At 69.0% G+C, this 21,997-nt stretch carries 21 protein-coding genes; 8 read left to right on the top strand and 13 right to left on the bottom strand.

What is annotated here, in order from left to right; translation table 11 throughout:
• Window positions 1-29: 29 nt before the first annotated feature.
• The 7 genes from M5C98_RS19890 to M5C98_RS19920 form a co-directional block, all read right to left on the bottom strand.
• The gene (locus tag M5C98_RS19890; protein ID WP_272549158.1) at window positions 30-926 is read right to left on the bottom strand and encodes a carbohydrate kinase family protein; all 897 of its coding nucleotides are present in this window, start codon (window positions 924-926) and stop codon (window positions 30-32) included.
• Window positions 927-964: 38 nt separating this feature from the next.
• Window positions 965-2,557, bottom strand: a complete 1,593-nt coding sequence (locus M5C98_RS19895) for a DUF3426 domain-containing protein (protein ID WP_272549159.1) — start codon at window positions 2,555-2,557, stop codon at window positions 965-967.
• A 58-nt stretch (window positions 2,558-2,615) separates the two neighbouring features.
• Window positions 2,616-3,518, bottom strand: coding sequence for a 50S ribosomal protein L11 methyltransferase (gene prmA, locus M5C98_RS19900; protein ID WP_272549160.1), 903 nt, complete (start codon window positions 3,516-3,518; stop codon window positions 2,616-2,618).
• 79 nt (window positions 3,519-3,597) lie between these two features.
• Complete coding sequence (gene accC / locus M5C98_RS19905) at window positions 3,598-4,947, bottom strand: acetyl-CoA carboxylase biotin carboxylase subunit (protein WP_272549161.1); 1,350 nt, start codon at window positions 4,945-4,947, stop codon at window positions 3,598-3,600.
• Window positions 4,948-5,123: 176 nt separating this feature from the next.
• On the bottom strand, window positions 5,124-5,567 hold the full coding sequence (gene accB / locus M5C98_RS19910) for an acetyl-CoA carboxylase biotin carboxyl carrier protein (protein ID WP_272549162.1): 444 nt from the start codon (window positions 5,565-5,567) through the stop codon (window positions 5,124-5,126).
• Between the two features lie 108 nt (window positions 5,568-5,675).
• Window positions 5,676-6,293 (bottom strand): TlpA family protein disulfide reductase, encoded by a 618-nt coding sequence (locus M5C98_RS19915; RefSeq protein ID WP_272549163.1) that lies wholly within the window; start codon window positions 6,291-6,293, stop codon window positions 5,676-5,678.
• Window positions 6,290-6,886, bottom strand: a complete 597-nt coding sequence (locus M5C98_RS19920) for a hypothetical protein (RefSeq protein ID WP_272549164.1) — start codon at window positions 6,884-6,886, stop codon at window positions 6,290-6,292. The genes M5C98_RS19915 and M5C98_RS19920 overlap by 4 nt, the downstream gene beginning before the upstream one ends.
• Window positions 6,887-7,074: 188 nt before the next feature.
• Between M5C98_RS19920 and mpl the strand changes: the two genes are divergently transcribed.
• Complete coding sequence (mpl, locus tag M5C98_RS19925; RefSeq protein ID WP_272549165.1) at window positions 7,075-8,484, top strand: UDP-N-acetylmuramate:L-alanyl-gamma-D-glutamyl-meso-diaminopimelate ligase; 1,410 nt, start codon at window positions 7,075-7,077, stop codon at window positions 8,482-8,484.
• Window positions 8,485-8,563: 79 nt separating this feature from the next.
• On the opposite strand, the gene M5C98_RS19930 is transcribed toward mpl, so the two are convergent.
• The 4 genes from M5C98_RS19930 to tldD form a co-directional block, all read right to left on the bottom strand.
• Entirely contained in the window at window positions 8,564-8,875 is a 312-nt protein-coding gene (locus M5C98_RS19930; RefSeq protein WP_272549166.1) for a hypothetical protein, read from the bottom strand.
• 107 nt (window positions 8,876-8,982) lie between these two features.
• Window positions 8,983-10,104, bottom strand: coding sequence for a 3-deoxy-7-phosphoheptulonate synthase (locus M5C98_RS19935; RefSeq protein ID WP_272549167.1), 1,122 nt, complete (start codon window positions 10,102-10,104; stop codon window positions 8,983-8,985).
• Window positions 10,105-10,359: 255 nt separating this feature from the next.
• A complete protein-coding gene (locus M5C98_RS19940; protein ID WP_272549168.1) occupies window positions 10,360-10,905 on the bottom strand; it encodes a hypothetical protein in 546 nt (181 codons plus the stop codon).
• Between the two features lie 39 nt (window positions 10,906-10,944).
• The gene (gene tldD / locus M5C98_RS19945) at window positions 10,945-12,405 is read right to left on the bottom strand and encodes a metalloprotease TldD (protein WP_272549169.1); all 1,461 of its coding nucleotides are present in this window, start codon (window positions 12,403-12,405) and stop codon (window positions 10,945-10,947) included.
• A gap of 162 nt (window positions 12,406-12,567) precedes the next feature.
• Here tldD and M5C98_RS19950 point away from each other — a divergent pair, with 162 nt between their 5' ends.
• The 6 genes from M5C98_RS19950 (at window position 12,568) to M5C98_RS19975 (ending at window position 18,476) form a co-directional block, all read left to right on the top strand.
• On the top strand, window positions 12,568-13,242 hold the full coding sequence (locus M5C98_RS19950; RefSeq protein WP_272549170.1) for a GntR family transcriptional regulator: 675 nt from the start codon (window positions 12,568-12,570) through the stop codon (window positions 13,240-13,242).
• A 26-nt stretch (window positions 13,243-13,268) separates the two neighbouring features.
• A complete protein-coding gene (locus M5C98_RS19955; protein WP_272549171.1) occupies window positions 13,269-13,949 on the top strand; it encodes a DUF2848 domain-containing protein in 681 nt (226 codons plus the stop codon).
• Window positions 13,946-15,313, top strand: a complete 1,368-nt coding sequence (locus tag M5C98_RS19960) for an amidase (protein WP_272549172.1) — start codon at window positions 13,946-13,948, stop codon at window positions 15,311-15,313. The genes M5C98_RS19955 and M5C98_RS19960 overlap by 4 nt, the downstream gene beginning before the upstream one ends.
• 28 nt (window positions 15,314-15,341) lie before the next feature.
• The gene (locus tag M5C98_RS19965; protein ID WP_272549173.1) at window positions 15,342-16,274 is read left to right on the top strand and encodes a LysR family transcriptional regulator; all 933 of its coding nucleotides are present in this window, start codon (window positions 15,342-15,344) and stop codon (window positions 16,272-16,274) included.
• Window positions 16,275-16,402: 128 nt separating this feature from the next.
• Window positions 16,403-17,083, top strand: a complete 681-nt coding sequence (locus M5C98_RS19970) for a DUF4286 family protein (protein WP_272549174.1) — start codon at window positions 16,403-16,405, stop codon at window positions 17,081-17,083.
• Window positions 17,084-17,165: 82 nt separating this feature from the next.
• A complete protein-coding gene (locus tag M5C98_RS19975; RefSeq protein ID WP_272549175.1) occupies window positions 17,166-18,476 on the top strand; it encodes an MFS transporter in 1,311 nt (436 codons plus the stop codon).
• A 53-nt stretch (window positions 18,477-18,529) separates the two neighbouring features.
• On the opposite strand, the gene rodA is transcribed toward M5C98_RS19975, so the two are convergent.
• The gene (gene rodA / locus M5C98_RS19980; RefSeq protein ID WP_272549176.1) at window positions 18,530-19,693 is read right to left on the bottom strand and encodes a rod shape-determining protein RodA; all 1,164 of its coding nucleotides are present in this window, start codon (window positions 19,691-19,693) and stop codon (window positions 18,530-18,532) included.
• A gap of 110 nt (window positions 19,694-19,803) precedes the next feature.
• Between rodA and M5C98_RS19985 the strand changes: the two genes are divergently transcribed.
• Window positions 19,804-20,388, top strand: coding sequence for a YqiA/YcfP family alpha/beta fold hydrolase (locus tag M5C98_RS19985; RefSeq protein ID WP_272549177.1), 585 nt, complete (start codon window positions 19,804-19,806; stop codon window positions 20,386-20,388).
• A 15-nt stretch (window positions 20,389-20,403) separates the two neighbouring features.
• On the opposite strand, the gene M5C98_RS19990 is transcribed toward M5C98_RS19985, so the two are convergent.
• Window positions 20,404-21,963, bottom strand: coding sequence for a PglL family O-oligosaccharyltransferase (locus M5C98_RS19990; RefSeq protein WP_272549178.1), 1,560 nt, complete (start codon window positions 21,961-21,963; stop codon window positions 20,404-20,406).
• Window positions 21,964-21,997 lie beyond the last annotated feature (34 nt).

Here is a 21,997-nt window from a genome sequence, read left to right on the forward strand (position 1 = left end):
CGTGCTTCAGGCGGGCATCAGGCCGTCGATTATTCGGGGCGAAAATCGAGCACGTAGTTCTGCGGGCCGCGCTGCGCGATCTTGAGCGCGCCCATGCGGTTGCCCAGCTCCGCGCACCGGACCAGCGGCCAGCCGCGCTCCAGGCCGAACAGCAGCGCGCCCCGCCAGGCGTCCCCGCAGCCGGTGGGATCGACCACCTCGGCCGGCGCCGCGACCGGCACATGGGTGCGCTCGCCGTTTTCCCACACGTCGCAGCCTTCGGCACCCAGCGTGACGATGAGGCCTTCGACCTTGCGGGAGATTTCCGCCAGGCTCCACCCCGTGCGCTCGCACAGCATCCGGCCTTCGTAGTCGTTCACGGTGATCCAGGTGGCCTGTTCGATGAACTGCCCCAGTTCCTGCCCGTTGAACATGGGCAGGCCCTGGCCCGGATCGAACACGAACGGAATGCCTGCCCCGGCCAGTTGCGAGGCGTGCTGCAGCATGGCATCGCGACCGTCGGGCGCGATGATGGCCAGGCGCAGATCGGGCTCGGCCACGATGCGCGTGCGGTGGGCCTGCATCATGGCGCCGGGGTGGAAGGCCGTGATCTGGTTGTTGTCGCGGTCCGTCATGATCATCGCCTGGGCCGTGTAGAGATCGTCCACCTGCCCCACATGGCGCGTGTCGATGGCCAGGCTGCCAAGGCGCTCCAGATAGCTGGCACCGTCGCTGCCCAGCATGGCCATGGGAACGGGATCACCGCCCAGCAGCTTCAGGCTGTAGGCGATGTTGCCCGCGCAGCCGCCGAAATCGCGGCGCAGGGAGGGCACGAGGAAGGAGACGTTCAGGATGTGCAACTGGTCCGGCAGTATCTGCTCGGCGAAGCGGCCCTCGAAAGTCATGATGGTGTCGAACGCCAGAGAACCGCAAATCAAGGCAGCCATAACAGATCCGGTTAAGAAGAAAAGATCAGATCGGGAGATCAGGGATAGAAAGCAATCACACGGTAGCCGGACACGCGCGCACCGCCCGTGACCACCACCACGGGCAAGGTGCCGCTCCATTCGCCGCCCGGCGCGATTTCCACCGGCGCCCCCAGGTCCTGGGGTTGCAGCACGCGGCGCAGCACCGGCCGGTCCTGCGTGTCGGTCAGCGTGAGTTCCACCGACGGCATGGCCACGGCAAAGCCGGCGCGGCTCTTGATGGACAGGCCCAGTTGGTAGGAATCGCCCCGCCCCTTGTTGAAGGAAGAGCTGTCGATCACCACATCGGCGATGCGGCGTGGGGCCGCGATGGTGCATTGCAGCGGCACGCACAGCGCCTGGAGCGCGGGCCGCGCGTCCGGATACTGCGACGCCAGCCGGTCGCGCTCCTGCACCGCCATCTGCAGCGCCAGGCCCGCGGCCAGTGCGAGCAGCATCAGCGCCATGCCGGCGCGCACGGCCGGCTTGCGCCAGAACGCCTTGCGGCGCGCGGCGCGCATGAAGCCCGGCTCATCGGCCGCCGTGGCATGCATGCCCTCTTCTTCGTCATCGTCCTCTGCGTGGACATGCGCGGGCAAGCCTTGAACGGGGCGTTGCACGCCGGCCATGGCAGCAGCGGACGCGGCGGCCGCTCCTGCCGGCAGCGGAGCCCATCCCTCCAGCCCGCCGCCCGCCTGGGTGGCGATGGCCACCGGGTCGGTATCGGCCTCGATGGCTTCCAGGGCCATGTCCATGGCCACCGCCTTGGCGATGGCATCGTCGGTCGAAGGCTGCCGCACATGGCCGTCCGGCGCATCGGAGGTGGCGGCTTGCTGCGGCCCGTCTTCCAGATCGTCGGGCCACTCGGAATCGCGCAACTCCGCGAAGGGCAGCTCGTAGCCCATGGGCTCCGGTGGAGGTATTCCGTTGGCCGCCTTCGCCTCATCATCTTTCGTGGATGCAGGAGCGGGCGTTACCGCCGGGGCCGGCCGCTCGGCGATGGAGGCCGGTCCTGGCAACTCCCATCCCGATGGCGGTGGCGCGGGCTTTGACAATCCTGCGGGGGAGTCCGTCGCGCTCGACCGGGTTCGCCAAACCAGCGGAGACGCCGGCTCCAGGCGCCAATCGGCGGGTGGCTCCACGCCAGGCGAGGCCAACGGCCGCGCCGTGAGGTAGCTGGGCACCGGCGGCGCTTCCGGCACCTGCAGCGGTGCGGGCAAGGTATCGTCCAGCGACAGCGGGTTCGCCTGAGATTCGGGGAAGGCCTGCGGCGATGGCTGCGCCGGCTGCGATGGCGCAGGCACCAGGGCCGGGGCGGGGCCCGGCGCAGGCGGCCCTGCCAGCGTCGAAGAAGAAGCGGCTTTGGGCACGCCGGCATTGCCGCCACCCCAGGCCCGCACGGCGGGCGCCGGCGGCCGCATGGCCGGGCGCGGGCCCTCGGGAATGGCCATCTCCGGCAGCAGGTCCTGCGAAGCCGATCGCACCAGGTGGGCGGCGGCATCGAAGACTTCCTTGCACTGCCCGCAACGCACCCATCCATCGGAGATGCGCAACTGGTCCGCGACGACCTTGAAGGTCGTGCCGCAGGCGGGGCAGCGTGTGATCTGGCTCATCGGCTCGAGATTGTAGGTGTGCGCCCTGCCGGCCTGAACGGCGGCACGGCCCTGCCCATCAACGCGCCGCCACCATCAGGATCCACCCCTCCTGCGCATCCGCCACCTCCAAGGGCAGCCACGGCGCATAGGCCTCTTTCAGCTCGTCGGCCTGGCGCTCCAGGATGCCGGCCAGCACCAGATGGCCGCCGGACGCCACATGCGCGCACAGCAGCGGCGCCAGCACCTTGAGGGGCGTGGCGAGGATGTTGGCCAGCACGGTCTGGTAGGCGCCGCTGGCCTGGTCGGGCAGGCCCGCCTTCAGCGCCACGCCGTTGGCTTCGGCGTTCAGTCGCGTGGACTCCACCGCCGCCGGGTCGATGTCCACGGCATCGACGTCCGTCGCGCCGAACTTGGCGGCACCGATGGCCAGGATGCCGGAGCCGCAGCCATAGTCGAGCACGCGGCCCAACGGGTTGCCGCTGGCGCCGCGCGGCGCTCCGTTCGCCGCGATCCACCGCAGGCACATGCGCGTGGTGGGGTGCGTGCCGGTGCCGAACGCCAGGCCCGGGTCGAGCCGGATGCTGCGCGTGGCCTGGGCCGGCAGTTCATGCCAGGTCGGAACGATCCAGAAATCCGGCGTGATGTCCACCGGCGCGAACTGCGATTGCGTGAGGCGCACCCAGTCCTGCTCGGGCACGGTGGCCAAGCCCAGCACGCGGCACCCCTCGAAGAAGTCCTGCACCTCCAGCAAGGCACGCGCCTCCTGCGCTTCGGCTTCGTTCTGGAACAGTGCCACCACGCGGCTGCGCTGCCAGCCGTCCTTGGGCGGCGGCATGCCGGGCTCGCCGAACAGCGCCTGCTCGGCATCGGTCTGCGCGTCGGCATCTTCGACCGAGACGCTCAGCGCCTGCAGCGCATCGAGCGCATCGCTCAGAGACTCGACCCGGTCTTCGGGGCACATCAGGCTCAGCTCAAACATGGGAGACCTCCGGGAGAAAACGAAAATGCTGGCACCCGTTGCCAGGTGCCAGCATGCAAAACGGCCACGCGCGGCGATCTCAGCGCTTGTGCTGCGAGAGCCACTCTTCCAGGTAATGGATGTTGGTGCCGCCCGCAACGAACTTGGCGTCCACCATCAGCTCGCGGTGCAGCGGCACGTTGGTGTTGATGCCTTCGATCACCGTCTCGGACAGCGCCGTGCGCATCCGGGCCAGGGCCTGCTCGCGCGTGTCGCCGTGCACGATGATCTTGCCGATCATCGAGTCGTAGTTCGGAGGCACGTAGTAGTTGGTGTAGGCATGCGAGTCCACGCGCACGCCCGGGCCGCCCGGTGCATGCCACATGGTGATTCGGCCTGGCGAGGGGATGAACTTGTACGGGTCTTCGGCGTTCACGCGGCACTCGATGGCATGGCCGCGGATCTCGATCTGGCGCTGGGTGAAGGGCAGCTTCTCGCCAGCGGCGACCATGATCTGCGTCTTCACGATGTCCACGCCCGTGATCCACTCGGTCACCGGATGCTCCACCTGCACGCGGGTGTTCATCTCGATGAAGTAGAACTCGCCGTTTTCGTACAGGAATTCGAACGTGCCCGCGCCGCGGTAGCCGATCTTCTTGCAGGCGGCCACGCAGCGCTCGCCGATCTTCTCGATCAGCTTGCGGGGGATGCCCGGTGCCGGCGCCTCTTCGATCACCTTCTGGTGGCGGCGCTGCATGGAGCAGTCGCGCTCGCCCAGATAGACCGCGTTGCGGTGCTTGTCCGCCAGGATCTGGATCTCGATGTGGCGCGGGTTCTGGAGGAACTTCTCCATGTACACGGCCGGATTGCCGAACGCCGCGCCGGCCTCGGCCTTGGTCATCTGCACCGCGTTGACGAGCGCCGCCTCGGTGTGCACCACGCGCATGCCGCGCCCGCCGCCGCCGCCCGCCGCCTTGATGATGACGGGGTAGCCCACCGCCTTGGCGATGCGGCGGATCTGCACGGGGTCTTCCGGCAACTCGCCTTCGGAGCCGGGCACGCAGGGCACGCCCGCGCGGATCATGGCCTGCTTGGCGGACACCTTGTCCCCCATGATGCGGATCGACTCGGGCGTGGGGCCGATGAACTGGAAGCCGCTCTTTTCCACCCGCTCGGCGAAGTCGGCGTTCTCGGACAGGAAGCCGTAGCCGGGGTGGATGGCCTCCGCATCGGTCACCTCGGCGGCCGAGATGATGGCGGGCATGCTGAGGTAGGACAGTGGCGAAGGCGCGGGGCCGATGCACACCGCCTCTTCGGCCAGCTTCACGTACTTGGCATCGCGATCCGCCTCGGAATACACCATGACGGCCTTGACGCCGAGTTCACGGCAGGCGCGCTGGATGCGCAATGCGATTTCGCCGCGATTGGCAACGAGGATTTTCTTAAACATAGGTTTCTTCGCGGCTCATCACCCATGCGCTGGCGCATGCGAGTGCGGCTGGCTTGGCTTCGCGCAGGGCGAGACGGCCGGCACCGGCGACGAGGATTTTCTGAAACATGGACGTTCTCCGGCGGCCGGCAACAAGGCCAGCACGCCCGACAAGGACCGAGGGAGACATGCGCAATTTATTCGATCACGAACAGCGGCTGCCCGTATTCCACCGCCTGGCCGTTCTCCCCCAGGATGCGCGTCACGGTGCCGGACTTGTCGGCTTCGATCTCGTTGAGGATCTTCATGGCCTCGATGATGCAGATCGTCTCGCCTTCCTTGACCTGGCTGCCCACCTCGACGAACGACTTGGCGCCCGGGCTGGAGGCGCGGTAGAACGTGCCCACCATGGGGGACTTCACGATGTGGCCGGTGGGCGCTGCGGGCGCGGGCAACTCCGCCACCGGGGCGGCTGCGGCCGGCGCCGGGGCCTGCTGGGCGGGCGCTGCAACATATTGCTGCACCACGGCACCGCCGCTCTTGACGATGCGGACCTTGCCTTCTGCCTCGGTGATCTCGAGTTCTGACACATTCGACTCGGACACGAGGTCGATCAAGGTCTTGAGTTTTCGCAAATCCATGGGAACTCCAACGCCAAAAACAAAATAGGGCGCGAATTTACCCCAAATCCGACCTATGGCCGGTATTTGGGCGCAAATTCATTGATCTTCGCGGTGGATTGCAGACCGCTATCCCAGAGCGAACCATTGCTGAAGGTCTTCTGCGGTGACCTGGCCCATTTTACGGTGCACGATGCTGCCATCTGCGCCGATCAGCACGCTGAACGGCAGCCCCCCTGTGAGATTACCCAGAGATCGACCCAGTTCGGTGCCCGAAAGCCCTGCCAAACCCACCGGGAAATCGAGTGGCAGGCGTTCCAGGAATTTGCGCACGGCCGATGGCTGATCGATCGCCAACCCCACCACTTGCCAGCCTTTGGCCGCATGTTCGCGATAGAAGGCATTCAGAAGCGGCAATTCATCCACGCACGGCGGGCACCATGTCGCCCAGAAGTTCACCAGCAGGGGCTTGCCACGGAAACGCTCCATCGCCACGGGATCGCCGCCGGTAGGCGCATCGAACCGCTGGGACCAAAGGGCCGCTTCGGCGCCCGACAACACGGCATGCGGCTGAAAACGCCACCAGGCCAGCCCGGCCCCGCCCAGCCCCGCCGCAGCGGCGACACCGCCATACAGCAGCAGCTTGCGGCGCAAAGCACCGGGCGCGGCAGCCGTCCCGCCCGGGCGGGCGGGATTCGTTTCACGCGAAAAAGGAGTGCCCGGATCGGAGGGCGGCGATACATTCATTCGGGGGAGCTCTCCAACAGCTTGCGCACGGCACGAATGTCTCCGCGCGGCACCCGGCCCCGCGCATCCGGGCGCAATGCGCCGCGCAGGTCATCCAGGTCATAGATCAAAAGGTGCACGCCGATCATCTCGCCCAGCACCGGCGAATGGCTGGAAATGCTGAGCGCCTCGACCGATTCCCCATGAAAACCGGTGACGGTGCGCGGCTCGTAGTCCACATGGTGATCGATCAGCGCGATCTCGGCGGATTTGCAATCGTCGCAGAACAGCTGCAGATAGATATCGGACAGCCGGGTCGCCGTGCCATGCCACACCGCGCCGCCCAGGTGGGGGCGAAACGTCTCCATGCGTTCCATCCAGATCAGCGCCAGCTGGCGCAGCGCGAGCAGTTCCTGGGGCTGGGTGTCGGCGCAGAACAGGCCGATGTATTCGCGCACGGCGTCTTCCACCAGATCGTTGTCGGGCAGCGGCGTGCGAGCGGGCAGGCCCAGCTGGCGAACGGCCCGGCGTTTGGCCGGCCCCCATTCCAGTCCTTCTTCGACGACCATGCGGGCTGCGGCGTTGGCGATCTCGGTAGCGAGGGCGTTTTGCATGGCGGCGGCTCGGTAGAGGTAAGCGTGCATTGTGGCCTCAATGCCGCCCCGTGACCTGTGAAAGCGCCCGCGTCCGGCAGGGGCATGGAACCCATGGACGCAGTGGCCGCTATTGAAAATATAGCTACAAAAGCAATAAGGACCTGCGCGGGCGGCCCCGCAGGCCTGGAACCTTAGAATCTGCGCCCATGCATATTCACATTCTGGGCATCTGCGGCACGTTCATGGGGGGCCTGGCGGCATTGGCGCGCGAAGCGGGCCACAAGGTCACCGGCTGCGACGCCGGCGTGTACCCCCCGATGAGCGACCAGTTGCGCGCCTTAGGGATCGAACTGATCGAAGGCTATGGCGCGGACCAGCTGGCGCTGGCGCCCGATGTGTTCGTGATCGGCAACGTGGTCAGCCGGGCGCGCCTGCCCGATGGCGCACCGAAATTCCCCCTGATGGAGGCCATTCTCGACGCGGGCGCCGCCTACACCAGCGGCCCCCAGTGGCTTGCCGAGCACGTGCTGCAGGGCCGGCATGTGCTGGCGGTGGCGGGCACCCACGGCAAGACGACCACCACGTCGATGCTGGCCTGGATTCTGGAATGCGCCGGCCTGCAGCCCGGCTTCCTGGTGGGCGGCGTGCCGCTCGATTTCGGCGTGTCGGCCCGGCTGGGCGCCGCGCGCCGGCCGGTGGCAGGCCCGGGCGTGGCGGGCGATGCGCCCGTGTTCGTGATCGAGGCGGATGAATACGACACCGCGTTCTTCGACAAGCGCAGCAAGTTCGTGCACTACCGCCCCCGCACCGCGGTGCTGAACAACCTGGAATTCGACCACGCGGACATCTTCGACGACCTGCCGGCCATCGAGCGGCAGTTCCACCACCTGGTGCGCACGGTGCCGCCCTCGGGCCGCGTGGTTTTCAACGGGCTGGAGGAAAGCCTGGCCCGCGTGCTGCATGCCGGTTGCTGGAGCGAGGTGGCGAGCTTCGGCGCGCTGGTGAGCGACTTCACGGCGCAGGGCGAGCCGCACGCCTTCGACGTGTTCTACCAGGGCCGGGCCGTGGCCCGCGTGGAGTGGGCGCTGACCGGCGTGCACAACCAGTTGAATGCGATGGCCGCCATCGCCGCCGCCCACCACGTGGGCGTGGCACCGGCGCAGGCCGGCCGCGCGCTGGCCCGGTTCCAGAACGTGAAGCGGCGCATGGAACTGCACGGCACCGTACGCGGCATTGCGGTGTACGACGATTTCGCCCACCACCCGACCGCCCTGCGCACCACGCTGGACGGCCTGCGCCGCAGCGTGGGGCCGCAGGCCCGCATCCTCGCGGCGTTCGAGCCGCGCAGCAACACCATGAAGCTGGGCACCATGAAATCGCAGCTGCCCTGGGCGCTGGAGCCGGCCGACCTGGCGTTCTGCCACACCGCCGGCCTGGACTGGGACGCGGCCCAGGTGCTGGCGCCGCTGGGCGACAAGGCCCGGACGGCGCCTGACATCGGCACGCTGATCGGGCAGATCGCCCAGGCGGCCCGGCCGGGCGATCACATCGTGTGCATGAGCAACGGGAGCTTCGGCGGCATCCATGGCAGGCTCATCGATTCGCTATCAAATTAATAGCGCAACGCCCTAGATAAATATGCGCTGGAGGCCGATTCGGCTGATAGCGCAGCGAGGGCGGCCATCCGCCCCCTCTTCAATACGTCACGGCCATGGCCGGGACATCCACCCGCACGATCGGGCGGGCCAGTGCGGCGCTGGCGGCTTCGGCGAACTGCCGGCCCCATTGGGCGTCGGCCAGCAACGGGGCGCCGGCGGCCTGCGCCACCGTGAGAACCTTGTCGGCCAGCAGCACCTTGCCGCTGGCCCGCAGGGGCTCGCACTCCAGGCTGATGAACGCCTCGTCCAGCCAGCGGCGGGCCTCTTCATTGCTTAAAGGCTCCGAACCTTCCAGATCGAAACGGAATTCCTGGCCCGGCGCCAGGGTGATCGAGACTTCTCTGCGCATGGATTGTTTTCCTGGTTGAGGTGAGGCCAACGGCGGCCATGCAAGCCGATGCCCGCGGTGGGGCCATCGAGCTTACACCGCACGCCTGCCGCCCCGGCCCCTGTTTTTCAGCGGGCGCGGCGTGCGGCCACGGCCGCCGACAGATCGGCCAGCGCCGACAGCGAGTCGTCCCAGCCCAGGCAGGCGTCGGTGATGCTCTTGCCGTACTCCAGGGCGCCCGGCTGGTCCTTGCCCGGCGTGAATTTCTGGGCGCCGGCGGTCAGGTGGCTCTCGATCATCACGCCGAACACGCAGCGCGAGCCGCCCGCGATCTGCGCGCCGATATCGCGCGCCACGTCGCGCTGCTTTTCGTGCTGCTTGCTGCTGTTGGCATGGCTGCAATCCACCATCAGCGTGGCGGGCAGCTTCGCGGCCTCCAGGTCCTGGCAGGCCGCGGCGACGCTGGCCGCGTCGTAGTTGGGCGCCTTGCCGCCGCGCAGGATCACGTGGCAGTCGGGATTGCCCTGCGTGTTGACGATGGCCACCTGCCCGTTCTTGTGCACCGACAGGAAGTGGTGGCCGCGGCTGGCGGACTGGATCGCGTCGGTGGCGATGCGGATGTTGCCGTCCGTGCCGTTCTTGAAGCCGATCGGCGCCGACAGGCCCGAGGCCAGTTCGCGGTGCACCTGGCTTTCGGTGGTGCGCGCGCCGATGGCGCCCCAGCTGATGAGGTCGCCGATGTACTGGGGCGAGATCACGTCCAGGAACTCGCTGCCGGCCGGCACGCCCATGCGGTTGATGTCGATGAGCAGCTGGCGCGCGATGCGCAGGCCTTCGTCGATGCGGTAGCTCTCGTCCAGATACGGATCGTTGATCAGGCCCTTCCAGCCCACCGTGGTGCGGGGCTTCTCGAAGTACACGCGCATCACGATCTCCAGCGTGTCGGCGTACTGCTCGCGCACCGCCTTCAGGCGCCGCGCATACTCCAGCGCGGCGGCCGGGTCGTGGATGGAACAGGGGCCGATCACCACCAGCAGCCGGTCGTCCCGGCCGGCCATGATGTCCTGGATGCCGCGCCGCGTGCGCGTGATCAGGGATTCCACCGCCGTTCCCCGAATGGGGAAAAAGCGGATCAGATGTTCTGGAGGGGGCAACACGGTGATGTCCTTGATACGTTCGTCGTCGGTCTGGCTGGTCTTCTCGACGTCGCGGTACCAGGCATCGCTGGTGGGGTTGGCAGTGGCCGTCATGGTTGCGTCCTCGTGGGTTGAATCGGAAAAAAGGGGAGCGGAAAAACAAAAAACCGCCGGGCTTTTCAGCTTCGGCGGTTTCTAGAGGAGGGGGCTCGGGTGGTTGCGCGCTGACCTCTCATCCGCCTGGGACAGAGAAGTAAAACCAAAAATAAAACGCGCTACGCACTTGCATCCGTGGCAATGTAACACCGATTTTTGCGGCGCAACATCCCCGGCGCGTTGCAGTGCAGCCACAAGCGGGGGGCCGGCCTTTCATGGCTTGCGCCCCGCGAACCAGCGGCGCAGGCGCGCCAGTACGGGCGGGCGCCGGGTGGAGACAGGCTCCGGGGAGGGCTCGCTGAGCATCGCGCCGCCCTGCTCGTACATGTCGATGACCAGCATCGCCTCGCCCAAGGCGCGCCACGCCAGGCGCTCGAACGCATCGAAGCAGGCCGGCTCGCTGCGGCTTTGGCGGGTCAGGGCCTGGTGCCAGAGGTCGATGGCATCGCGCAGATCCTTCAGGGCCTGCTGGTAGGCCCCCAGCTCGTACAGCGCATGCCAGGCGGAGCCCAGTCCGGTCAGGAAGAACTGGTGCTCGCGCGCGGCACGCTTGAGATGCTCCAGGCTCCAGAAAATGGCGGAAGTGTCAGCGCACGCGCGGCGCAGGTGCGCGGCATCTTCGATGAGCGCGGACAGCGAGGTCAGCGCGTCGCGGAACTGGCGGGATTCTTCATCGGCCACGCCTTCGCGCAGCAGCCGGCTCACATCGCCGGACGACTGTACGGTGTTCAGTAGCTGGCTGGACGAAGGGCCAGGCATGGTGGTTGCACGCCTGGGTGGTCCGCCGCGCTCAGGGCCTCAGGCCGTGCCGCCGACCGTCAGGCCGTCGATGCGCAGCGTGGGCTGGCCCACGCCGACTGGCACGCTCTGGCCTTCCTTGCCGCAGGTGCCGACGCCGCTGTCGAGCGCCATGTCGTTGCCGATCAGCGTCACCTTCTTGAGGGATTCCGGCCCGCTGCCGACGATGGTGGCGCCCTTCACCGGATACAGGATCTTGCCGTTCTCGACCCAGTACGCCTCGCTGGCCGAAAACACGAATTTTCCGCTGGTGATGTCCACCTGGCCGCCGCCGAAGTTGGTGGCGTAGAGGCCACGCTTGATGCTCGCCACGATCTCCGCCGGGTCCTTGTCGCCGCCCAGCATGTAGGTGTTGGTCATGCGTGGCATGGGAATGTGCGCGTAGCTCTCGCGCCGCCCATTGCCGGTGGGCGCCACGCCCGACAGGCGCGCGTTCATCGAATCCTGGATGTAGCCCTTGAGGATGCCGTCCTCGATGAGCACATTGCGCTGGCTGGCATGACCTTCGTCGTCCACGTTGAGCGAACCGCGGCGGTCGGCCAGCGTGCCGTCGTCCAGCACCGTCACGCCCTTGGCCGCCACGCGCTGGCCGATGCGCCCGCTGAAGGCACTCGAGCCCTTGCGGTTGAAGTCGCCTTCCAGCCCGTGGCCCACGGCCTCGTGCAGCAGCACCCCGGGCCACCCGGGGCCGAGCACCACGGTCATCTCGCCCGCTGGCGCGGGGCGCGACTCCAGATTGACGAGGGCGGCGTTCACGGCCTCGTTGACGTACTGGGTGATCTGCGCATCGTCGAAATAGGCCAGGCCGAAGCGCCCGCCCCCGCCGGCCGAGCCCACCTCGCGGCGGCCGGCCTGCTCGGCGATCACGGTGACCGACAGGCGCACCAGCGGCCGCACGTCGGCGGCCAGCGTGCCATCGGAGCGCGCCACCAGCACCACGTCGTATTCGCTGGCCAGGCCCGCCATGACCTGGGCCACGCGCGGGTCCCTGGCGCGGGCCTGCTGCTCCACCTTTTCCAGCAGCGCCACCTTGGCCGTGCTGTCCAGCGAAGCGATGGGATCGGTGCCGGGATAGAGCGAGCGGCTGGCGGAGATTTTCTTGAGCGATATCTTCGCCCGCTTTTCCTGCGAGGCCGCAGAAATCGCCCGGACGGTGCGTGCCGCATCGAGCAAGGAGGCTTCGGAGATGTCGTCGGAATAGGCGAAGGCCGTCTTCTCGCCGCTCACCGCACGCACGCCCACGCCCTGGTCGATGCTGAAAGAGCCCGTCTTGACGATGCCTTCTTCCAGGCTCCAGCCCTCGCTGCGCGTGTACTGGAAATACAGGTCGGCATCGTCCACCTGATGGGCCCGGATGTCGGCGAGCGCGCGCGCCAGATGGGTTTCGTCGAGGCCGAAAGGCTCCAGGAGCAGGCGGCGGGCGACGGACAGGCGTTCGATGGTGGGTTCGCGGGAGATCATGGGCGGATTCTAGAAGCCTTGTCGCACGCCGGCATGGCGCTTTGCGAGCATCCCACCCGGCGGCGCGGCCATGCCGGCGCAAATCGGCCATGGGCAAAGATTCTTTGTGATATTTCACTGATATATCATTTGATTCTTCGCCCGCCCCACCCGCCCGCTCCGATGCCCGCTCTGCCCCAGCCCTCCCCTCCCGCCGCATCCGGCGGCGGTGCCCAGTTGCGCGAGCAGGCCTACGCCGACATCAAGCGCCGCATCATTGCCTGCGAGCTGGCGCCGGGCGCGCAGATCAACGAGGGCGCGCTGGGCACCTTGCTCGGCCTGGGCCGCACCCCCATCCACCAGGCGCTGCACCGGCTGGAGATGGAAGGGCTGGTGACCATCCTGCCGCGCAAGGGCATCGTGGTGGCACCGCTGTCGCTGGACGAGGTGCTGGACATGATCGAGGTGCGCGCCTGCAACGAGACCCTGTGCGTGCGCCTGGCGGCCGAGCGGGTCCGGCCCGCCGAACTGGCCGCCATGCGCCACCTGCTCGGCGAGGCCCCGGCGCTCCTGGCCGTGCACGACGTGCCCGCGCTGATGGCGCTGGACCTGCGCTTTCACAGCGCGATCTCGGCCGCCGCCCGCAACACCGTGCTGGCCGACCTGCTGCGCCGGCTGCACGAACAGCAGGCGCGCTTTTGGTTCCTGACGCTCTCGGAGGCCGGGCACAGCGTGCGCATCCACGACGAGCACCAGGACATCCTCGCCGCGCTCGAGCGCCACGACCCCGATGCCGCCGCCGCCGCGATGCAGCGGCACATCGACGATTTCCGCCGCGCGATCACCCGCGCACTTTGATCCTTCCGCCCTTTCGTTGCCCCACCATGCCCCAGCACACCTTCGATCTCGCCGGCCACGGGCCGGTCACCCTGGACATTCGCCACCTGGTCATCGCCGGCTGGGCCGGCCGCGACCGCGCCGCGGTGGACCACCACATTGCCGAACTGGCCGCCATCGGCGTCAAGCCGCCGTCCACGGTGCCCACCTTCTACCGCGTGGCCAGCCAGTTGCTCGACACGGGCAGCGCGGTGCAGGTTCCGGGCCATGACTCCAGCGGCGAGGTGGAATGCGTGCTGCTGGCCAGCGAGGCGCACGGCGTGCTCGTGGGCATCGGCTCGGACCACACGGACCGCAAGGTCGAGGCCTACGACGTCACGGTGTCCAAACAGATGTGCGCCAAGCCCGTGGGCCGTTCGCTGTGGAGGCTGTCGGAGGTGCAAGGCCACTGGGACCAACTGGTCACCCGCTGCTGGCGCACCCGGGAGGGCGTGCGCGCGCTGTACCAGGAAGGCGCCCTGGCCCGCCTGCTGCCCCCCGCCGAGCTGATGCAAAAATGGGCTGCGGCCGGCGGCCTGTCCGCCCACACGGCCATGTTCTGCGGCACCCATGCGGTGATCGGCGAACTCGGCTGGGGCGAGACCTTCGAGCTGGAACTGCACGACCCCGTTCTGAACCGCAGCCTGCACCACCACTACGCCACCGAAGCCCTGGAGATCGCCCGATGAATGCCCTCGCCACCACCCGCCACCCCACCGTCCGCGAACAGGCCGAGGCACTGGCCCGGGGCGACACCACCAGCGTCGCGCTGGTCGAGGCGGCACTCGCGCGCATCGCGACCCACCGCGCAGAGGGCGGGCACGCCTATGTGGGCGAGGTCGATGCCGAGGCCGCGCTGCATGCGGCCCGCGCCAGCGACGCCGCACGCGCGGGAGGGCAAGTGCCTTCGCCGCTGGCGGGCCTGCCCGTCTCGATCAAGGACCTGTTCGACGTGCAAGGCCAGGTGACCCGCGCCGGATCGGCCGTGATGGCCGGGGCGCCCGCCCAGGCCGACGCCGCCGCGGTGGCCCGCCTGCGCGCCGCAGGCGCGGTGCTGTTGGGCCGCACCAACCTGAGCGAGTTCGCCTTCTCGGGCCTGGGCCTCAACCCCCACTACGGCACGCCGGCCAACCCGCACGATCCAAGCCGCATCACCGGGGGCTCCACCTCCGGTGGCGCCGCCACCGTGGCGCTCGATCTGGCCACCGTGGCGCTGGGCACCGACACGGGCGGCTCGATCCGCATTCCGTCCGCGTTCTGCGGGCTCACGGGCTTCAAGCCCACCGCCCGCCGGGTTTCTCTGGCCGGGGCCTACCCGCTGTCGCGAAGCCTGGATTCGGCCGGCCCGCTGGGCCGCAGCGTGGACTGCTGCGCCCTCGTCGATGCCATCCTGAGCGGCGAGGCGCTGGACACGCGCGCCGCGCCGCTGGCCGGGCTGCGCCTGGGGGTGACGGACGACTTCGTCATGGACGGCGTCGAGCCCGAAGTGGCGGCCGCCTTCGACAGCGCACTCCAGCGCCTGTCCGCCGCCGGCGCACGCATCGTGCGCTTCGGCTTCACCGACCTGCACCAGCTGCCCTCGCTCAACGCCGCGGGCGGATTGATCGCGGCCGAGGCCTGGCAGGTGCACCGCGCCCGCCTGGAAGACCCGGCGCAGGAGGCGCAGTACGACCACCGCGTCGCCCAGCGCACCCGCCGCGGCGCCGCGATTTCCGCAGCCGACTACATCGACCTGCAGGATGCGCGGCTGCGCCTGCAAGCCACCGCCAGCGATCGCCTGCGCGACCTCGATGCCTGGCTGATGCCCACCGTGGCCGTGCGCGCGCCGCGCCTGGCCGACCTTACCGGCGACGATGCCCGGTTCTTCGCCACCAACGGGCTGGTGCTGCGCAACACGACGGTGCTGAACTTTCTGGACGGCTGCGCGCTGTCCCTTCCATGCCAGGCGCCCGGCGAACTGCCCGTGGGCCTGTCGGTTGGCGGCGTGCACGGTGCCGATGCGCGTGTGCTGCAAGTGGGCCGCGCCATCGAGGCCTGCCTGCGCGCAGGCTGAAACGCTTGCGGCCACGGCCCTGCGCGCGATGAACACCCGCTTTGTCGAAGCCTTTCTCTGGATCGCGCGGCTCGGGAGCTTCCGCGCCGCGGCCGAGCGGCTGCACGTGACGCAGGCAGCCATCTCCAACCGCATCGCCTCGCTGGAGGAAGAGATCGGCGCCCGCGTGTTCGAGCGCGACCCGCGCGACCTGCGGCTCACGCCCGTGGGCCTGCGGCTGCTGGACTATGGCGAGCGCATGCTGGAACTGCAGCGCGAGATGATCGCGCTCGGGCACCCGCACGAGGAGCTTCTGGGCCTGGTGCGCATCGGCGCGATCGAGAGCGTGGTGCACACCTGGCTGGTGGACTTCCTGGGCACGCTGCAGCGCCTGCACCCGGGCATCGAAGTGCAGCTGACCTCGGAAACCACCCTCGCACTGCACGAGCGCCTGCAGATCGGCGCGATCGACATCGCGCTGCAGACCGACCCCATGGCCAGCGCCGAGATCGTCAACATGGCCTGCCCGCCGATGGCCATGGGCTGGGTGGGCGCCGGCGCCTCCGCGCCCCAGCCCGACGAAGGCCGCATCGCCCATCTGCTGCTGCAGCCGGTGCTGACCATGAGCCCGGGATCGCAGCCCCACCAGGCGCTCAAGCAGCTCTACCGGCAGGCCAGCATGCCCGTGGGCAAGGTGCACTGCGTGAGTTCGATGGCGGCGATCGTGCGGCTGGTGCAGTCGGGGTTCGGCAACGCGCTGATCCCGTTGCCGCCCGTGCGCGAGGAGATCGAGCGCGGCGATCTGCGCGTGATCGCGTGCGACACGCCCCTGCCGCCGCAGCGCATCGTGGTGAGCCATCTGGACGCCAGCGGCTCGGCCGCCATCCGCCGCGCGGCCGAACTGGCGTGCAGCGAATCCGAGCGCTTCGCCGCCTCGCTGTCCGCACCATTCCGGACGCCGGGCACAGAGGGTGAACCCTGATTTGGTGCAGAAAAAGCATCCGACCCGACAAGTAATTCTGATGGCCGCAGGGCAAAAAAACCCGTTTGTGGCACGCCGGTGCGCGGCCGATGATTCCCTGGTCTTTTTGCAAGGAATCGCAAGTGTCCATGGCCTCCCAGAACCTTCCATCCACCGCACCCGGCACCGTGCACGGCATGCTTTTCGTGGCCGCCGATGTCGATGCCGCCGACGAGGCCGACTTCAACCAGTGGTATGACCGCGAGCATGTCGAAGAGCGCGTGCGCATCGACGGTTTTCTCTCCGGCGCCCGCTATCTCTCACTGCAAGGCGGCCGCAAGTACCTGGGCCTGTACCGCACGCAGTCGCTCGCGGCCTTCACGTCCGATGCGTACCGCGCCGCGTTCGGCCGGCAGACGCCCTGGTCGGTCACCAACCTGGGCCGCATGCAAGACCCGATGCGCCGCGTGTGCGCGGTGGAGGCCGTCACCGGGTTCGGCTCCGGCAGCCACCTGAGCGTGCTGGCCCTGCCGCCGGCCGATGACCGCGCCGCGCTGGTGGCGTGCGTCGCGCAGGCCGGCGCCCAGCTCGCGCAGCTGCCCGGCTTCGTGCAGTCGTACCTGCTGGTGCCGGACCCGGCGCTGAGCACGCCCCTGCCCACGGAACGCACCGAAGGCCGCGTGCTGCAGCCGCTCATGGTGGTGGAAACCGGCCACGCCGAAGCGCACCGCCAGGCCCTGGCCCGCGCCGCCGCGCTGCTGCAGGCCGATGCCGCCGCGGCAGCCCAGTACGCGCTGGGCTGGAAGCTCACGCGGGCCGACCTGGGCTGATCCGCCCCGCCCTGCCCTGCCATTCCCCAAGGCCCCACGCCCCGACCTTTTTCTTCACCGCTTTTCAACGGAGACCTTCCCCATGCGTGCTGTTCCCCAGGGCGTCGCCCACGCTCCCCCCGCCTCCCCCAAGATGGGTCGCCTTGCCATGGCCAGCTCGGTCGGCACCACGCTCGAGTGGTACGACTTCACGGTCTACAACATCATGGCGGCGCTGGTGTTCAACGCCATCTTCTTTCCGTCCTTCGACCCACTCACCGGCACCATCCTCGCGTTCTCCACCTATGCCGTGGGCTACATCTCCCGCCCGCTGGGCGGCATGGTGTTCGGCCACCTGGGCGACCGGCTGGGCCGGCGCTTCGTGCTCGTGGCCACGCTGGTGATCATGGGCGTCTCGACCGGCCTGATGGGGCTGCTGCCCACGTACGGCACCTGGGGCATCTGGGCGCCGATCGCGCTGGTGGCACTGCGCTTCGTGCAGGGCGTGGCGCTCGGCGGCGAATGGGCCGGCGCGGTGCTGCTGTCGATGGAACACGGCAAGCCCACCGAGCGCGGGCGCAACGCCTCGTTCACGCAGGTCGGCCCCTCGTGCGGCACCCTGATCGGCACCGGCTTCATCGCCCTGGTCTCGGCCTGGCTGAGCCCGGAAGACTTCCAGGCCTGGGGCTGGCGCATTCCCTTCGTCTCCAGCGTGGCGCTGGTGCTGTTCGGCCTGTGGCTGCGCCGGGGCGTCGAAGAAACGCCGGTGTTCCGCGAAATGGAGGCCCACCAGGCCACGGCCAAGACGCCGATCAAGGAGGTGTTCTCGCAGCACTGGCGACGCCTGCTGGTGGCCGGCGGCTCGCGCATCGGCTCGGACGTGCTGTATGCCCTGGTGGTGGTGTTCACGCTGACCTACGTGACCACGGTGCTGCACCTGTCGCGGCCGCTGGCGCTCACGGCCACCATGATCGGCGCGGCGTGCAACGCCCTGGCGGTGCCCTGGTTCGGCGCGCTGTCGGACCGCATCGGCCGGCGCCCGGTCTACATCGCCGGCGCGCTGCTGGGCATCGCCTGGGCCTTCGTGTTCTTCGTGCTGATGGACCGGGCGCAGCCGATTGCCATCTGCGCGGCCGTGGTCGGCGGGCTGCTGATCCACGCCATGATGTACGGCCCGCAGGCCGCCTTCGTGACCGAGCAGTTTCCCAACCGGGTGCGCTATGCCGGCGCCTCTCTGGCCTACACGCTGGCGGGCATCCTGGGCGGCGGCTTCGCGCCGCTCATCATCGCCTCGCTGTTCAAGTCGTACGGCTCGACGGTGGCGGTCTCGCTCTACGTGACGGCCGCACTGGGTCTCACGCTGGTGGCCCTGCTGGTCGCCCGCGAAACCGCGCACGAGCCGCTGCAAGCCTGATCCAGCCCGCGCTTTCGAAAGCCGGCCGGCGCTTTCCGGCCGGCTTTTTTCATTTATGCGCGTTCGTTCAGGGAAACACGTTGCGCCCGGGCGATGGACATCAGCACCCCCAGCGCCAGCCCCAGCGTGACCATGGCCGTGCCGCCGTAGCTCACGAAGGGCAGCGGCACGCCCACCACCGGAAGGATGCCGCTCACCATGCCCATGTTCACGAACGCATAGGTGAAGAAGATCATCGACACGGCCCCCGCCATCAGGCGCGAGAACAAGGTGGTGGCCCCGATCGCGATGGCCAGCCCCCGCCACACCAGCATCAGGAAGCACACGATCAGGAACAGGTTGCCCGCCAGCCCGAACTCCTCGGAGAACGCGGCGAAGATGAAGTCGGTGGTGCGCTCGGGAATGAACTCCAGGTGGGTCTGCGTTCCCGCCATGAAGCCCTTGCCCCAGAAGCCCCCCGAGCCGATGGCGATCATCCCCTGGATGATGTGAAAGCCCTTGCCCAGCGGATCGCGCGTGGGGTCCAGCAGGGTGCAGATGCGCTGCTGCTGGTAGTCGTGCAGCACGGGCCAGCGCACCCCGTCGGCGCACAACTGGGGCTCGAACCACACGATGAGCGCGATGCCGATGCCCCCGATCAGCATGGGCGGCAGCACCAGCTTCCAGGGCAGCCCGGCAAAGAAGATCACCGACAGCCCGGCCGCCAGCACCAGCAGCGAGGTGCCCAGATCGGGCTGTTTCATGATGAGCCCGACGGGCACTGCCAGCAGCGCGCCGGCCACCACGAAGTCCAGTGGCCGCAACTGGCCCTCGCGCCGCTGGAACCACCAGGCCAGCATGAGCGGCATGGCGATCTTGAGCAGCTCGCTGGGCTGGATGACCAGCCCCAGGTTGATCCAGCGCTGCGCGCCCTTCTTGGTGATGCCGAACAGCGCCACCGCCACCAGCAGCGCCACCCCCACCGTGTACAGCGGCACGGCCAACGCCATCAGCCGCTGGGGCGGCACCTGCGCCACCACGAACAGGATGCCGGCGGCCAGCAGCATGTTGCGGCCATGGTCGTAAAAGCGCGTGCCGTGGTCGTAGCCCGAGGAATACATGGCCACCAGCCCGGTCGATGCCAGCATCAACAGCACCAGGATGAGCAGCCAGTCGAAGCCACGGAACAGGGGCAGGACGCGCTGCAGCAGGGAGGGTTTGTCGAAGACGGCGGACATGGTGCGCGATTATCCGGCCGGCCGAAGGCGCCGCCGCCCCGGCACAATCGAAGGCCCCCGGCACCGCCGCACCATTGCCTGCATCGCTCCACGCCGCCGAGCGCCCCACCATGCCCACCACCCATCTGCTCTACCTGCACGGATTTCGCTCCTCGCCCCAGTCGGCCAAGGCCCGGCAGATGGCGGCGCATGTGGCGGCCCACCATCCGGGCGTTCATTTCTGGTGCCCGCAGTTGCCGCCATCGCCCCGGGCGGCCATGGGTCTCGTGGCGCAGGGCATCGTGGACTGGCCGCTGGGGACGATGGCCGTGGTGGGCTCCTCGCTCGGCGGGTTCTACGCGAGCTGGGTGGCGCAGCAGGCCCGCTGCCCGAGCGTGCTGCTGAACCCCGCCGTGGACCCGGCCCGCGACCTGGAACGCTACATCGGCGAGCAGACGGCGTGGCACGACCCGGCCGAACGCTTTTTTTTCCGCCCCGAATACATCGCCGAACTGCGCGCGCTGGACGTGCGGAGCCAGCCACCGGCCGGCCCGGAACTGGCCGTCATCGCCAAGGGCGACGAATTGCTGGACTGGCGCGAGATGGCGGGCCGCTATGCCGCCGCGCGGGTGGTCCTGCTGGAGGGCGGCGACCATGCCTTGAGCGACTTTCCCGCGCACATCGCAACGGTGGCCGGGTTCTGCGGCCTCGCCTAGCCCGGGAGTCCGCGTTCAAGGCAGCGGCATGACCGCAGCGGCCTCCGGATGGCTGGCCGCCCAGCGCGCGTACTCCTGCGGATAGGCAATGCGGTAGCGCGCCGTGTGGAAATCCACCTCCTCCGTGCGCCCGAGCAGCGCCGCGCTGGCCAGCACCGCCTCGATGACGCGGGGCTCGGGCGAATAGTGCAGCAGCCGCGTGGCGCGGGTGTGGACGTCGGCTGCGTTCTGCGCGGTCACGGGCGTCGTCGTCACGGTGGCGAAATCGGCCGTGCTGCGGAAGAAGGCGATATCGCCCAGCACCTTGCGGGCGGTGTCTTCGCGGTAGGCGGGGTCGCGGTCGGGCACGGCGCGGTAGAGCTGGCTCACCCGCTCGTAGTCGCGCACCAGCAGCCCCCCGAAGGCCAGAGCCGCGCCACCGGCCAGCGCGGCGGCGGCGATCCAGGCCGGCCCGGGCCGCCACGGCCGCGCTGGCCGCACGAGCAGCAGCAACGCAAACCCAGTGGCCACCTGGAACGGCCCGTACCACAGCGGAAATTCCAGCAGGCTGTGCACGCCCACGATGGCCAACACGCCCCAGGCCAGCTGGCGCACGGGATCGGTCTCGCGCCAGGGGGCGAGGCGCCACACGCCCCACAGCGCCAGCAGGCACAGCCCGCCCGCCAACGGCAGGCCCAGTTCCACGGCCAGGTGCAGCGGCAGGTTGTGGGCGTTGTCCAGCAGCACGCAAAAACGCTCGCCCGGGAACAGCGTGGTGTAGTGGGCATAGGCCATCTCGCCCCAGCCCCAGCCGGTCCAGGGCTTTTGCGCGATCAGGTGCAGCATGTTGGACCACAGCACGGTGCGGCTGACGCAGCCTTGGCCCTCGTCCGCCAGCCGCTGGAACAGCCCGTCCATCGACACGCCCGCCCAACGCTCCAGCATCCAGGGCAGCGCCCAGGCCGCCAGCGCGTACAGCACCCCACCCGTGGCCGCGAAGGCCAGGGGCAGGCCGCCCAGCGAGCGGCGCCAGAGCACCAGCAGCCCGAGCATCACGCCCCATTCGAGGATGCCGGTGCGCGAGGCGGTGGCCGCATCCGCTGTGCTGATGAGCATCAGCGCCCAGGCGGCCAACATGCCCGCGGCCACCACCAGGCCCGGCCGACGGGAATGCGGGAGCGAGGCTTGCAGGCGGCCCACCCCCCAGGCCAGGGCCCAGGCCCCCATGCCCAGCAGCGAGGCCTGCTGGTTGCGCTGGCGCAGGTTGCCCAGCGCCAGCCCCGGCGTGGAGGGGTAGATCCACGGCGACGCGCCCACGTCGCCCCAGAAGAACTGCACAAGCCCCACCCCGGAGGCCAGCACCGCCGCCAGCACCAGCCCGCCCGCCAGCACCCAGGCGGCCCAGCGGCGCAGCCCGCCCCGGGCCGGTGGCACCCGGGCCGCGCCGATCGCCAGGCCCGCCAGCACCAGGGCGCACGCGCCCGACACCATCAGCGGCCAGAAATTGGACAGCGGCGCCTGGGTGTGCGCGAACAGGAACGGCAGCGCCACGGCCACGAGGGCCAGCGCAGCGGCGAAGGCGTTGAACAAAGGCATGGGGCGGTTGGCCAAGGCAAAGGGCCGATCATAG

It is taken from the genome of Acidovorax sp. NCPPB 3576, assembly GCF_028473605.1.
GTDB lineage: Bacteria > Pseudomonadota > Gammaproteobacteria > Burkholderiales > Burkholderiaceae_C > Paracidovorax.